Source organism: Shewanella sp. 10N.286.48.B5, assembly GCF_002874355.2.
In the GTDB taxonomy this organism is placed as follows: domain Bacteria; phylum Pseudomonadota; class Gammaproteobacteria; order Enterobacterales; family Shewanellaceae; genus Shewanella.
This window is the reverse complement of the sequence record NZ_MCVG02000001.1, coordinates 2,001,872-2,015,769: the sequence shown is the minus strand read 5'-3', so window position 1 is coordinate 2,015,769 and position 13,898 is coordinate 2,001,872. Positions and strand designations below refer to the sequence as shown.

The 13,898-nt window shown below is 38.7% G+C and carries 17 protein-coding genes; 4 read left to right on the top strand and 13 right to left on the bottom strand.

All coding sequences use genetic code 11. The features are described 5' to 3' along the window. Positions 1–78 precede the first annotated feature (78 nt). The 6 genes from BCU57_RS08680 to BCU57_RS08655 all read right to left on the bottom strand — a co-directional run bounded on the left by BCU57_RS08680 (position 79) and on the right by BCU57_RS08655 (position 3,616). The gene (locus BCU57_RS08680; RefSeq protein WP_102438235.1) at positions 79–252 is read right to left on the bottom strand and encodes a hypothetical protein; all 174 of its coding nucleotides are present in this window, start codon (positions 250–252) and stop codon (positions 79–81) included. A gap of 593 nt (positions 253–845) precedes the next feature. Then, entirely contained in the window at positions 846–1,268 is a 423-nt protein-coding gene (locus BCU57_RS08675) for a ChrR family anti-sigma-E factor (protein ID WP_241903514.1), read from the bottom strand. Next, positions 1,153–1,530 (bottom strand): hypothetical protein, encoded by a 378-nt coding sequence (locus BCU57_RS08670; protein WP_241903513.1) that lies wholly within the window; start codon positions 1,528–1,530, stop codon positions 1,153–1,155. The genes BCU57_RS08675 and BCU57_RS08670 overlap by 116 nt, the downstream gene beginning before the upstream one ends. After that, on the bottom strand, positions 1,523–2,185 hold the full coding sequence (locus BCU57_RS08665) for a sigma-70 family RNA polymerase sigma factor (RefSeq protein ID WP_102438231.1): 663 nt from the start codon (positions 2,183–2,185) through the stop codon (positions 1,523–1,525). Before BCU57_RS08665 ends, BCU57_RS08670 begins: the two co-directional genes overlap by 8 nt. A 248-nt stretch (positions 2,186–2,433) precedes the next feature. Next, positions 2,434–2,982 (bottom strand): LON peptidase substrate-binding domain-containing protein, encoded by a 549-nt coding sequence (locus tag BCU57_RS08660; RefSeq protein ID WP_102438229.1) that lies wholly within the window; start codon positions 2,980–2,982, stop codon positions 2,434–2,436. 85 nt (positions 2,983–3,067) lie between these two features. Beyond that, the gene (locus BCU57_RS08655; RefSeq protein WP_198589928.1) at positions 3,068–3,616 is read right to left on the bottom strand and encodes a lipocalin family protein; all 549 of its coding nucleotides are present in this window, start codon (positions 3,614–3,616) and stop codon (positions 3,068–3,070) included. A gap of 218 nt (positions 3,617–3,834) precedes the next feature. Between BCU57_RS08655 and BCU57_RS08650 the strand changes: the two genes are divergently transcribed. Then, positions 3,835–4,776 (top strand): chemotaxis protein CheV, encoded by a 942-nt coding sequence (locus BCU57_RS08650; RefSeq protein WP_102438227.1) that lies wholly within the window; start codon positions 3,835–3,837, stop codon positions 4,774–4,776. Between the two features lie 69 nt (positions 4,777–4,845). Here BCU57_RS08650 and BCU57_RS08645 read toward each other — a convergent pair whose 3' ends face one another. Then, on the bottom strand, positions 4,846–5,484 hold the full coding sequence (locus tag BCU57_RS08645; protein ID WP_102438225.1) for a hypothetical protein: 639 nt from the start codon (positions 5,482–5,484) through the stop codon (positions 4,846–4,848). Between the two features lie 100 nt (positions 5,485–5,584). Further along, the gene (locus BCU57_RS08640) at positions 5,585–5,944 is read right to left on the bottom strand and encodes a DUF2750 domain-containing protein (protein ID WP_076537554.1); all 360 of its coding nucleotides are present in this window, start codon (positions 5,942–5,944) and stop codon (positions 5,585–5,587) included. Positions 5,945–6,141: 197 nt separating this feature from the next. On the opposite strand from BCU57_RS08640, the gene BCU57_RS08635 reads away from it, so the two are divergent. From BCU57_RS08635 to BCU57_RS08625, 3 genes are all read left to right on the top strand, one after another. Continuing rightward, the gene (locus BCU57_RS08635) at positions 6,142–7,356 is read left to right on the top strand and encodes a lytic murein transglycosylase (RefSeq protein WP_102438224.1); all 1,215 of its coding nucleotides are present in this window, start codon (positions 6,142–6,144) and stop codon (positions 7,354–7,356) included. A gap of 220 nt (positions 7,357–7,576) precedes the next feature. After that, on the top strand, positions 7,577–8,059 hold the full coding sequence (locus tag BCU57_RS08630; protein ID WP_102438222.1) for an FKBP-type peptidyl-prolyl cis-trans isomerase: 483 nt from the start codon (positions 7,577–7,579) through the stop codon (positions 8,057–8,059). A gap of 83 nt (positions 8,060–8,142) precedes the next feature. Then, a complete protein-coding gene (locus tag BCU57_RS08625; RefSeq protein WP_102438220.1) occupies positions 8,143–8,370 on the top strand; it encodes a DUF3389 family protein in 228 nt (75 codons plus the stop codon). A gap of 37 nt (positions 8,371–8,407) precedes the next feature. On the opposite strand, the gene BCU57_RS08620 is transcribed toward BCU57_RS08625, so the two are convergent. The 5 genes from BCU57_RS08620 to BCU57_RS08600 all read right to left on the bottom strand — a co-directional run bounded on the left by BCU57_RS08620 (position 8,408) and on the right by BCU57_RS08600 (position 13,896). Further along, positions 8,408–9,313: a glutathione S-transferase family protein gene (locus BCU57_RS08620; RefSeq protein ID WP_241903512.1), complete on the bottom strand. Its 906-nt coding sequence runs from the start codon at positions 9,311–9,313 to the stop codon at positions 8,408–8,410. 65 nt (positions 9,314–9,378) lie between these two features. Continuing rightward, positions 9,379–9,885 carry a hypothetical protein gene (locus BCU57_RS08615; RefSeq protein ID WP_102438218.1) on the bottom strand — a complete coding sequence of 169 codons (507 nt, stop codon included), beginning with the start codon at positions 9,883–9,885 and terminating at the stop codon, positions 9,379–9,381. Further along, on the bottom strand, positions 9,882–10,085 hold the full coding sequence (locus tag BCU57_RS08610) for a hypothetical protein (RefSeq protein WP_133149369.1): 204 nt from the start codon (positions 10,083–10,085) through the stop codon (positions 9,882–9,884). The genes BCU57_RS08615 and BCU57_RS08610 overlap by 4 nt, the downstream gene beginning before the upstream one ends. A gap of 39 nt (positions 10,086–10,124) precedes the next feature. After that, on the bottom strand, positions 10,125–12,065 hold the full coding sequence (locus tag BCU57_RS08605) for a site-specific integrase (RefSeq protein WP_102438214.1): 1,941 nt from the start codon (positions 12,063–12,065) through the stop codon (positions 10,125–10,127). After that, positions 12,025–13,896, bottom strand: coding sequence for a hypothetical protein (locus tag BCU57_RS08600; protein WP_102438212.1), 1,872 nt, complete (start codon positions 13,894–13,896; stop codon positions 12,025–12,027). Before BCU57_RS08600 ends, BCU57_RS08605 begins: the two co-directional genes overlap by 41 nt. Between the last annotated feature and the right edge of the window lie 2 nt (positions 13,897–13,898).

Genomic DNA, 13,898 nt, shown 5'->3' with positions numbered 1-13,898 from the left:
GTAAGGTGTGAGAGGAAATACCGAGAAGCGATGTCTATTGAGTAACTGAGCAAATGAATAACGCAAGCGTTAAAAGTCTTACTTGTTAGCCGTAAGTAACCATTTCATAAATGTTAACGCTTCAGTGCGCTTAGAAAAAGTTGTTTTAGTTTTACCTTGGCTATCGGTAAAAGCTATTGAGTTTTTATTTGATGATATTGAATTAACAGGGAAATTAACTGTAATTTCATGACCATTTATGTTGTATGACATGTGCCACACTCCTTTTTAATTTTCACCTTTTTGGTGAGTAAGTAATAACAATATTTATCCTTAAGCAGTCGTGTTGCGTAAGTTTAGATTTATGTGCTTAAGTTCACTGTGCTTATTACACTTACAAGTAGGCTGGTTTGATCAATTCTATTTTTAATCGCCAATTTACTTGCTGTAGTTAGTTGAACATAGGCATATGACAAACAAATGACAGAGAACAACTTAGCAAATGACTTGTAGTGTGGGTTTACTGCATGTAGTGAGTGACTAACAGAAGGGTAAACAAATAATTACAAGAAAACTTAAATACACAGAGGATATTAGTCATATATTTTTTATATAGCAATACATTTTTTACAATTCAGGACAATTAATGGATAAAAGGTGAACTTAATCGCCCTTTATCTGAATATTTATCCAACAAAAGCAGCAACACACTGTACTTTGTGGCGACTTATCCTCAGTTAGGGTAAATAATCTAGCTAAGTCGACGATAAGCATAACTGTTATAAAAACCGCAAAAAAAAAAGAGTGCTTTGTGTCATTAAAGCACTCTTTTATCTTTAAAATCAGAGTCAGTGTTAAGCCGTTGATTAATAAATCAGTTCGCCTATTGGGTTGAGTAGCTTACTGATCCCTTTAGTAAAATATAAAGGCGCATCAACAACGGTATAACATAAACACCCCTCAACTGTTTTAGGGCTGTGCTCATGGTCACTATTAAGTAACAAAAAGTCACCTGCGCTGTAGGTGTTGTATTCATCGCTGAATTCGCCTGCTAACAACAAGGTCAACTCTTGGCCTTTATGGGTGTGCTGTGGGATTTCGCCGTTTTTATCAATATGCAGTAAACTCGCTCTTGCTTGTTTCTCGCCGGTGTCGAGTCTTAACCGACTGACTTTACCTATACCTTGCCAATGGTTTTCTACTTGCTGGCGAAATGCAGCCGGTAAATTGTATTGCTGACCTTTGACCTTTGACCTTGACTGCGACCTTGGTTTGCTTTGGCGATACATCAACGGCATCATCCATTTGCATCATAGTGTTAAGCATGGCTTCAAGCTCTGCATCCATAGCTTCATTTATGCTTGAATCTAGTGATGCTGTGGGTTGCGCATTTAAGCTGTTTTCAGCAGCAACCAAAGTTAGTTGCTCAATTTTATCGGCGCAATGACGACACAGTTCACAATGGGCTGACACGGCCAATGATAGAGACAAAGGCAGTTCTCCTTTGGCATGGAGAGAAAGTAATTGCTCATCGGGGTGATAATTAATCATAATGTTTCTCCATGAAGCCTTTTAACTTCTCTAATCCTAATCTGAGTCTTGATTTAACCGTGCCAATGGGCACTTTCAATTTATCTGCCAGTTCTTGCTGAGTGAGCTCTTGCATGTAAATGCCTTGCACCACCTGTTTTTGCAGCGGCGGTAGTGACTCAACGTGTTTAAGCAAGGTGGCAGACAATTTGAAGTCATTTTCAGTTTCATCGCTGCCATCAGAATCGAATAGAGACCAAATATCGTCACCAAACGCATCTTCACGGTTATGTTGCACTTTACGCAACATGTCAAAGCACTGATTACGCATGACTGTGAACACCCAAGTGCTTACTGCAGCTTTATCAACATTATAAAGATGGGCTTTAGTCCATACTCGGGTCATGGTTTCTTGAACTAAGTCCATGGCTAAGCCTTGTTGGCTCAAACGTTGGATCCCAAAATAACGTATTTTGGGCGAAAAATGAGCAAACAGCTTAGCAAAAGCAGCTTTATCTCTATGATTTGCAACACGTAGCATTAAGCCTGCAAGCATCTGGGCTTCGACATCATTTTTATCGGTTGATTTCATGGCAGTATCTATTGCTTTTGTATTTTTAGATAACATACCTTTATCATAACGACTTTGAACCGTTTGTGATTGAAAATTTTGCATTTATTTTCACTCGCATCGTCAGTGTTAAGAGAGCTTTAGTCACATATATTGCATTAATCTGTTTTATATAGCAGGTTAAAAGCTGACTAAATCCGAAAGTTACTTGTTGATACGCAAAAGGATGAAAGATGGTTCAAAAAAGGCTTAAAAATGTGCAACTTTTTTATCATTTATTACTAAGAGTTAAAAATTTGAGTGGTTTGCTTTGAGTTAAAGTCGCTAACCACCTGATTTTGAATGCGTTAAGATTACTTAATAATGCTGGTGATCAAGGCTTGGGTCATTTCGTGATTATGACTATTAATGCACTGGTACTTTTCCTCTGGGCTAATGGGCATTATCTCTAACCAGCGCTGACAGACCCATGACAAATTATTAAAGTCGTCATCTTTATAGTGAGATAATTGTTGTGGGTACTGCTGTAAAATCTCTTGTAAGGTTTTCTTTAAAAAATGTTGTTTGGGCTTTATATCTGTTTGCGGCCAATCGGGGATTAAACTGACATCACCTCTTTTTAAACCATCAGCTTCAGTATCGAACTGATTGATTTTAAACCGCTGTTTACCTTCGATACTAATACCTAATAGTCCATCGTCTAGCGTTTCAAAATCGATAATATGAACCCAAGTTCCTAAAGGCATGAGTTGGTTGTCACTGGTTAGCATGCATAAGCCAAAACCTTCACCTGATTTAAGTGATTCAGTCACTAAACGTTTATATCTTGGTTCAAAAATGCGCAATTGCGTGAAGCCTTGAGGTAACAAGCAAATGGATAATGGGAACAGAGGCAATTTCATAACAGCACCTTTATTACTAACTTAATGATGAATGTAGTATTCATGTTTTCAATAGTTTATACGGTGATATTGAGGGTAATGATCACTATTGTTTTACCCAAATTAATTGCTGAGTATCAATGCCTAATGCGGTCATTTTTTCTGTGAATCTGAGTTTATGCTCGGCAGAGATGTTAGGTGTGCGCGATAAAATCCACGCATAATCATTGTTTGGACCTATCACTAACGAACTTATATAGTTTCCGTTTTTATCTTCCATCAAATCATGGATTTGATAGGCACCATAAAACGGCCCAAAAAAAGAGACTTTTAAACGGCCAATATTGTCCGTTTCAATGAAGTAGGCTTTACCCTCTGCTTCACTCCAACGTGCTTTTTCGTCTGAATAACCTCGATTGATGACCACAACTTTATCGCCATCAACAGAATAGTTGGCTGTGACTTTTGAAAGGCCTCTTTCAAATGAATGGTCAAGTCTGGCGATTTCATACCAGCTACCGAGGTAATTGTTGAGTTTAAAGTTTTCAACCACAGTCACTTTTTTATCGAGCATAGTGCAAGCGCTTGTTCCGCTAACTAGCAAGGCACACAAGGCGATGCTTTTTATGTTGTTATAAACCTTGGTCGATGTCATTTGTTGTGATCCCTATAGTTTTATCTTGAGTTGAATTTGCACTAATTCCTCATGTTACGTACGATGCTGCCGATAAGATCTATATTAAAATTTATTAGGTTAATATCTGTTCTAAATGATGTTTTACAGCCAACCTTATTTAGTCAATGTCGCTGTTGTATCCGCTAAAAATTTTTTAATGGCTAGTAGAACCAAGGTCGAGTTAACGAGAAATAATAATGAAAAAAATGCTGGATTCAGTCGATCAACGTACTAAATTAGTCGGTGAGAACCGTTTAGAGTTACTGTTGTTCAAAATTAGTGCCACCCAATTATTTGCTATTAACGTGTTCAAAGTCAAAGAGGTCGTTAAGCTTCCGCCTTTAAGCGCATTACCTGGCAGTAACCCAAACATTAGTGGTGTTGCCAACATTCGTGGTATGTCTATTCCAGTGATTAATTTGCGCGGTGCTATTGGCTTTAGCCCTATGCCAGTCTCAGATGACTGTAATTTGATTATTACTGAGTATAACCGCAGTGTGCAGGGCTTTTTAGTTGGCAAGGTAGAGCATATTGTCAATATGACCTGGGGCGATATTATGCCGCCGCCAAAGTCTGCTGGGGCTAATAACTATTTAACGGCTATCACTAAACTGCAAGATAATGATGTACAAAGATTGGTCTCTATTATTGATGTCGAAAAGGTGCTAGCTGAGATCATTGATTACGACATTACCTTATCAGAAGGCGTACTTGATCAACAATTAGTGGCGCACATGCCGGGCCGAAAAGTATTAATTGTTGATGACTCCGCCACGGCTAGAAAACAAGTACGCGACACCCTCAGTCAACTGGGGATTAAAATCATAGAGGCCTCTGATGGTTTGCAAGCATTGAATATGCTTAAAGGTTGGGCAGCAGAAGGTAAAAGCGTTGCCGATGAGTTATTGATGATGATTACCGATGCAGAAATGCCTGAAATGGACGGCTATAAACTCACAGCTGAAGTGCGCGCCGATGAGCGCATGGCGTCACTGTATATCACCCTTAATACCTCGTTAAGTGGCAGCTTTAATAATGCTATGGTTGAAAAAGTGGGCTGTGACAAGTTTATTTCTAAATTCCAGCCAGACTTATTGGTTGATGCGGTGCAGCAGCGCTTAAAGATGATCCTTGACTAAGTGTATCTTCAGAGCGATGCGGTTGTTAGCGCTCGCTCTGTTGTGGCTTACTGTTTTAGTCGCTCAAATTTAAGTAAACTCTTCTTGAACATGTTCGATAAGCAGCTTTTGATGCTCTTTGGTAATGCCAATGTTCATTCGACATAACCTTACCGCATAAGAAAACTTGTCTTTGCCGACAATATTGAGTATTTCACATAACAGCGATTTGTTGAGCGCTAAGGTGTCACAATAGTGATTAATTGCCTTATTTAGGCTATTAAACTGTAAACCATCAAACTCAAATACCGCGCTATAACCTTGTTCAATATCAATGCCATTGAGCACCAAGGGCCAACCTTTTGCATTAATGCGGCCTTTGGCAATGTTGTACATCATCCATGCACTTTCTTTAAAGCCAGATAATATTCGACAATCAAAACCTGACTCAGCCAACTCTTCTTCGGTCCAATTAATGCCAATGGCGAGATCTTTATGATAAATCTGCATTAAGTCATCTTTTACTGCGTCTCTGCAATCCCAAATAGAAGTCAGTAAATTCTTTTTAGCTAACCTTGCACACTCACTGCATGCTGGCAGTGTTAATGAAGGGTGCGGGGTTGATGCTTTAGCATAATAACTGAACACATCGTTACTAGGCTCGGCGCAAAACCAGCATTGATGGCGAAGATCGAAAGGGATATCAATTAGGGGAGGTAAATGATTCAAAACAGGCCTTTAAGTTATAACTGGCAAGTAAATTTTTCTTATAAAAAAGCTGCTTTAGTTCGTAACGAACTGCAGCAGCTTAATTTAGCCAAGAATGTAATTATTCGGCTTCAATATCAACTAGCTCTTTAGCTAATTCAATTGGATCTACTTCTAAACATTCTTCGTTTGCAACCCAATCAAGACCGATTAATACACCGTCTTCATTTAAATCGCCAACCCAAAATTCTAAAAAGTCATTCACACTGATCTCAACAGCGACATAGTCTGCCCACTCTTCAGTACAATGGCTTGCCGCCGCAGCTTGTGTTGACCATAAAGGCATCACATCAGTTTGTTCAAATTCAGAAGAGTCACAGACAACCCAACCTTCACCAGTCTCATCCGCTAAGCCCCAAAGGACTTGATGCTTTTTCACATTTTCAATAAAGCTTACAACTGCAGGGGTTAGTTCAATCATGATTAGTCTCTTAGAAATTTCAATTAACTGATGCATTATACGTTAACGCTAAACAATACAAAACACTATTAATCTTCTATCGCAAAATGAAATAAACAAATACAAATTATCACAGTTTTAGCGTTTTTTGATCTTGTTTCCTTTTGCTTGATAAGTCAGGATGTGGCTATTCATTGATTAGTCGAAGTATTCTTTTTATGGTGAGTTTCAAATTTCCGGCGTTACTAAAATCGGCTGTAGTGGTTTCTAGCTGCTTTGTTAGTCTTCAAGCAATTGCAGCGTCCGATGATTTTTCCCAGTGTGTGGATAAGCTTAAAGTTACAGCCCGCAGTGAAGGCTTATCCGAGCAAACGATAAATACCAGTGTCGCTAATCTAAAGTACATTCCTAGAGTGATTGAGCTTGATAATCAGCAGCCAGAGTTTAGCACCACCTTTGGTAATTACTTCAATAAGCGTGTGACTGATTGGCGTGTTAAAGAGGGGCGGCGTTTATTAGCCGAGCATCGAGAATTATTAAATAAGCTTACCCTTGAGTATGGGGTACCAGGCCAATATATCATTGCTTTTTGGGGGCTGGAAACCAACTTTGGTGGCTATAAGGGCAAAATGTCAGTGTTAAATTCGTTAGCGACATTAGCCTGCGATCCTCGTCGTAGTAGCTATTTTACCAATGAATTGATGCAAGCTTTAAAGCTTAAAGAAAAGTATCAATTTGATGATGCGACTATGGTGGGCTCTTGGGCTGGCGCGATGGGGCATACTCAATTTATGCCAACCAATTACGCTAAATATGCCGTTGATGGTGATGGTGACGGTAAAGTCGATTTGTGGAATAGCACTGCCGATGCCCTAACGTCTGCGGCAAACTTTTTGCAGCAACTGGGCTGGAAAGCGAATGAACGCTGGGGCAGAGAAGTATTATTGCCTGAAAATTATGATTACCAATACCTTGGCCGCAAGCACCCTAAACCGTTAACCGATTGGGCTGCATTAAACCTCAAGCAAGCCAATGGCACACCGTTGACGACTCCAGAGATGGAAGCCTCATTGTATGTCCCGTCTGGTCATACCGGGCCAGCATTCTTAGGTTACGATAACTTTGATGTCATTATGCGCTGGAATCGCTCTGAATTTTACGCCATTGCCGTGGGCCATTTAGCCGATAGGGTGAATGGTGCAGCGCCGCTGAGAGTAAGCGCGCCGGATCATGGTCTATTTAATCGCAGCGACATTAAGCTTATGCAAGCAAAATTAAATGAACTGGGTTTTGATGTTGGTAAGCCAGATGGTGTACTCGGGCGAAACTCGATTGCAGGAGTGCAGGCATTTCAGCGCAGTAAAAACTTGATTGCTGATGGCTTTCCCGATCAAAAAACCTTCGCCGCGTTAGGTATTAAGATCAGTTTATAATCCGTAGCTTCAATTAAAAAATAATGATTGCATCGCTGAGAGTTTATTCTCTGCCAGTTCGCAGGCTTAGTGCTTAAACTCAGTTCATAAGCTTAAAGAATAAGCTAAAAGCATAAGCTAAAAGCATAGCAATCGATTATCTCGGCTTTTACTGGCAGCTTAATCGGGTATTTGTTAAGCTGCGGAAACTATTGATATCGAAGTAAACTAAGGACATTCGATGAGCGCTCAAGACAATATGGTAGTTCGATTCAACTACACCCTTCGTGACGAACAAGGTGAAGTGATTGAAAGTAACGAAGGTGGTTCTCCAATCGCCTATTTACATGGCCATGACAACATGATGCCAGGTGTAGAAAATGCCATTGCTGGCAAAGATGCGGGTGAAAAGTTCACCGTTACATTACCAGCTGCTGAGACCTATGGTGAGCGTATGGAAGGTGCTGAGCAACGTGTTTCAGTAAAACACCTACAAGGCGCTAAAGTATGGAAAGTGGGCATGTCTGCTATTGTCAATACTGAAGAAGGCCAACGCCAAGTGACTATCGTTAAAATGGGTAAATTCATGGCAACGATTGACACTAATCACCCATTGGCTGGTCGTGAGTTAACCTTTGATATCGAAGTGGTTGATTTTCGTGAAGCAACAGATGAAGAAATTGCCCACGGTCATTCACACGGTGAGGGTGGTCATCAGCACTAATTTATTGCTGCATTACCCCAAATGTAATCCCAAGTGTAGTTAATATACTTGGGATTTTTGTTTGAAATAAAAGAAGCATCCGAATGATAATTGAATTTTCCCAAGGTAAATTAGTGGTCACGCCATTTGAAATCCAGTGTCGATTAAATACCAATAACATCGTCTTGACCGCAATGGTCGATGACATGAAATGTCTTAGTGACAGTTTAATGTTAATCGCAGATGCTGGCGCTGTGCGCTGGAGTTTAAAATTGGATAATGCCCAGCAATTTTATGAAGCCATCGAAATAATGGGCATTGCAGCCGAATAATCTGATTCGGCTGCGACAAGCTTCACTACAGGAACACCTAGGCTAGTGAATCTCGGTTATGGGGACTGCTATAGTCAATCTCTGGGCCAACTGGCACGATTTGGGTTGGATTAATTTGTTGGTGGCTAAAGTAGTAATGCTGCTTGATGTGCTCAAAGTTTACCGTGTCAGCAATGCCAGGCTGTTGGTATAAGTCCCTGAGGTAACCAGAAAGGCAAGGGTAGGACTCAATGGTTCTAATATTGGTTTTAAAGTGGCCTACATAAACACAATCAAAGCGAATTAAAGTGGTAAATAAACGCCAATCTGCTTCAGTTATCACATCTCCCATTAAGTAGCGTTTTGTTGCTAAGCGTTGTTCTAATTGCGCTAAGCTGGCAAACAGTGGCGTTATTGCTGCTTCATATGCTTGTTGAGTAGTAGCAAAACCACTGCAATATACACCATTATTAATGTTGTCGTAAATCATGGCATTCAGTTCATCAATATCTTGACGTAGTGCTGCTGGATAATAGTCGTCATGGTTAGCCGTAAGATGATTAAACGCCCGATTAAACATACGAATAATGTCAGATGATTCATTACTGACTATGGTATTAGTGTGTTTATCCCATAATACGGGCACAGTGACACGACCGTTATAATCAGCTTTGGCCATTTGGTAAATTTGATACAGGTAATCTTTATTAAACAAAGGATCGGTATTAGCGCCTTCAATGGCATTAGCAGCTGCCGACTGATTAGATCCTGCAAACTCCCAGCCGTTACTGAGCATGTGCGGCTCAACCACAGTGACATCAATCATTTGGGTTAACTGTTTAAGTTGTAGAAAAATTAAGGTTCTATGAGCCCAAGGACAAGCCAATGAAACGTATAAATGGTAGTGATCTACTGTTGCGACTTTATTTCGCTTTAATTTGGAAATACGATGTAAATCAAGCAATTAATGAGTCTTTCTCATTTTCTCACTTAAGAGCAATAAATCCTACGAATTTGCGAATAAAAAGCTTATTTTTTCTCAGGATATTCTTTGACGTTGCTATGCCAGAGTAGCCTCATTTGGTTTTCCATCTCGTACAATTTGAAGTTAATCTCTGTTTCACGTTGAACTATAGTATCTAATGCTTGCTCAGCTATCGCTTTGTCACTATGGTATTTAACCTTTAGCTCTTTTTCTTTTTTAAGTTCTGCTCTAATTTTATTCAATTTAACTTCGAGCGTAGCTGTTGCGCTAAGGTTCTCAGTATCAAGAATTATAGAGTCATACTTTTTAATAACGTCTTCGGCTAGCCCTTTGAAGTTAGGATAGTATTTTATTGTGCCGTTAGATACTCCAGCCTCTCGGTGTATAGCCGCAAAATTAACTTTCGCACTTTGATTTTTTGGGTGAGTTGCCTTACCTGAAACAAGCCGTTCCAATGCAAGGTAGAGCATCATTTCCTTATCATTCTGAACTTTAGGGTTGGCTTTAAGGTGCAATAAAGAAGTTAGTGTTGGTAACGTAAAATCCTTCATAATCTGTCCTCAGCTACCGCTTTTTTATATTCTTCAATCATAATTTTTACCTTAGGAATTAAGGCCACAGGGACTCGAATTGGTGAAGTAGGGATGTTAGCTTTATTCCTGCCAGCTCCTTTGCGTTTACCGCCATGCCCAAGTTTCCAATCAAATGTATCAGCCATGCTTATTTGGTTTACATGATTGCCTTTTTTCATAACCAATTCTCCCATATTTTTTTGAATGATGTACGACAATCAAGACTCATGTGATGCAATCACTCCTTTAAATGGTGAATACGTAATATTGTGTTTTTCTAGAGTTATTTCGATAGATGAAATTTCTGCAAGAAGCATCTCCAATATTACTTCTTGGAACCTGTCTCCATTGTTTATTTTATCAAATCGACGAATCAGCCTATCTCTAACGACTCTCTGCTCTAGAGCTTTTTCAGGTGTGACTATTTTTGTAGAACAAGAATACTCATTACATATACGCTTACACTCCGCCTTAGTGCAAAAACCTGTTGGTAATTCAACTAAATGTATTCTTTCATGTTTTATCTTGTTTAGTATTTCTTCCCTTGATTGATAAATACTCCCTGAATATAACTCACGCTCTCTCACAATAGACTCACCCTCTGCCCCAGAAAGAGTTTCAGCTTCGTTAAAAATATAAAAAAGCTGATCAGCAATCATGTCTTCGTTAACTTGTTTCATTGTATTTACTAACTCTTCATCCAGTTCATAATCATGCAATGCCGCAATATCTGCTTGATTGGCATAAAGTGCAGTCATCATTAAGTTTGAATGTTTAGTTGCATACCTGATATTTAATAAATCAGCTAATTTATTACGACTCATAAACACTGCAAACGTTCTTCTGAGTGCGTGTGGGCTAAAGCTAGGTAGTGCTTGTCCGAAGATAAGTTCTCCGAATCTGGTAGGGTTAAGCATATTAAATTCGTCTACATCTTTTTCAGATGCAGTGCAATCAAACGCTTCAGAAAATACTTGTAGGTCTCTATCAAAATGGTCAACAACAAGTGATTTACCTATCCTTGTATAATCAAAATTTAAAAACAGAGAATCAGCCTCTTTTAATACTTTTTCTTTAGTCATACTCACTAGAGAAGGCATATCAAACTCTCGGTATTTTTTCCGAGCATAATCAATACAATCCCATGCTAATTCTATCGCTTTTAAAGCCACCTCATGTGTTGGATATATTTCTGTTTTCCTCTTTCCTCCTTTATTCGGCTTTGTGTTATGACCAATTAATATTGGAACATCAATTCCTTCTACATTTATGATTGTGTATTTACCTTTATTGAAGGAAAAAGCTTCTCCTTTTCTAACACCCGAAAAACCGATTATTACAATTAGACACGCAGTTTGAATGCTAGGAATTAAAAACTTTTTCTTAGTTTTTTTTCCTTTTTCACGTTGGCGATCGATGAAGTCGTAATCGGTGATAAGGGAGCTATCAAAATCTGGATTCTTACGAGCAAAGCTTCTTGGGAAATTATTTGTGGGAGTTTCTTTGGCTTGAGCTATGTATTTTTGTCTTTCCTCTAAGTAATACTTATTAGATTCAGATATTTCATGCCTTAATGCGTGATATTTTTCAACATAATCAATTGCTTTATTATAAATATCAATCATCATTGATTCTGGAATTGCGATGTTTTGCTTTCTGCCGCCTTTCGGGTGCCCCAACTTCTTTATAAACTCTTTATGAGAGCCAACATCCCTAGTTGTCAAACCGAAAACAAAAAACAACTTAATCATTCTAGCGATCGCCTCAAGCATACTATCGCTAAACTTGCTCTCTTTTACTTTTTTTCTAAATTGCCTGTAGAACCCATCATCATCAAGTTTACTCCACTCAGTGCTTCCCATCAGTTTTGCTATGAGAAACATTTTATTTCTTAAATTGATTAAATCAGCAACAGGGTAGCAATCTCGATGAACTAAATAGTTGTAACAAACTTGCTGAATTCCTTTCCTCCATTCCTCTTTGATGTGAGAAAATGGAATGTCATGGCGCTTGCCAACCCCCAAATCAGTTACACTAAAAAAATGCCATGTAAGATCATATATCTCACCTATTGGATTATCGTCGAAATCTATGGCGTAGTATGGAGTCTTTAAGCCGTTATTGATCTTTACTAGTTTTTCTAGAGCTAATGCTAGCATTAAACACCTGCCTCATATCATCAAAAGAAAATCCATCATCCCATAATGGATGAGGTGTTTTTTTATTAAGCTCAATGCCCTTTTCATACTCAATTTTATTTCTGAGTTTTATCTTCTCTAATATATGTGAAACCTTATTTATAATGGCTCTTGACTCTTTGTTTATCTGATTGTTTATTGCAGGCAACCCCATTCTTTCAACTATGCTGTCTCGCAGAGAAAGAAGCTTGTGAACCTCAGCGCCATCCGCAATTACCGCATGAGCATTGCATTCAAAGCAATCCCAAAACTCTGTGCAGTATGTTGATTTTTTGCCAGTTTTTTTCCTAACGGACTTTTTACGTTTCGCATCATAGTCTTTGTTGCCTGTGTCGCAAGAACCTGATGGGGTATTCATGAGGTTTTGATATTCAAAGTTTGATAATGGGTCTATAATCCTGACCTCATGATCATTGAGGGCTTCTTTTTTATTTTTGCCTTTTACTATTTCGTATTGTGCATTGAATGCTGACCCTAATGTTGCTTGATTTCTTTCATCTGACCCGTATAAATAGTCCTTTTCAGTAGTCTTTTGAGAGTTATTATTAGCATCAGCGACAAGTTTAGTGTCACCCCTTGTTGCTCGGTATAGTTTTTCAGATCTTGTTTTTCTATAAATGCTAGAGTTTACCCTTGGCAGTGCAAAGTATTTTAAAACCTTATTTATTTTTGTATGAGGAGCACAGTTCCACCCCTCATAGAAAACAACTAGGTTATCGCTATTTATGTATGGAAAAAGAGGGGATTCATCGGTTAAGTGTTGTCCATACTTTTTATATATGTGAGGAAGAATCCTTATCCAACCCTCAAAAAACTCTTTTGATCGCTTTGTAAAACCAACTTCATTAGCTTGCTTTGAGGATAAATTTCGACCTTTCTCTGATTGCAGTTGATAAAAATCACCAACCCCTTTTTTAAAACCTTTCCTTACATCCAGCATTGTTAGTTCTAATAATGGATTAGTGTTTATGCCAGTAAACATGAAGGTAATTGTGATAGCATGTGAAACAAAGTGATTTGTTATTGCTGACTCAGATGAATGAAACATTCTCATAGCGTGCTTTATTTCAGCAAGCCTCTTATCGCTATAATCAAGGGACTTAAGTTCTTTTTCGTTATAGTGAGGAGTAAATTCAAGTGACTCACCACTTAAGGTACTTTTTTGATATAAAGAATATGCCTTAAGTAGCCGCTTTCCTATGTCAGTATACGTCTTATCATCCAGTGTAGAGTGAGGTGTTCTTCTTCGATCTCCATTAAATGACGGTAGGGATGAATGAAGCCTGTGGTGATTCTCTTCTTTTAGCAGTAACCCGAGCGAATGTTTTCTTGATTGTGCAGTACCATTGCTTATTCTACTAGCATCAACGCTTCTCTTTAAATAACCCATATAGCTAATTACGGATTCATCTGGGTTGTCAAAATCAACCTCATGCCCTTTATCATCACAATATCGGATAAAATCAATTATCTTGTAATATGCAGTTCTCCTTCCATCAGGGCTTTTTATTTTGCTCAGAGCATTTGTAATTATTTTTAGTTGCTTATCTCTGTTAGCGTGGACTAGTTTGCTTCCTTTTTTAAAGCTAGAATTATGCAACTTCCCCCTACCTAATTCTGGGCAACCTAAATACCGCATTCTTTTAAAGTAAAGTGTGCCATTGCCCGTACTTTTAAGGGTTAAATTCTCAAAATAGTGATCATTTTCTATGGCAGTTACGTCAAGGCAGTTTTTGGTTACACCTCCATGCTTCGAAAGGGACTTCCTACTTCGCCTGTTGTTTATTCCCATTA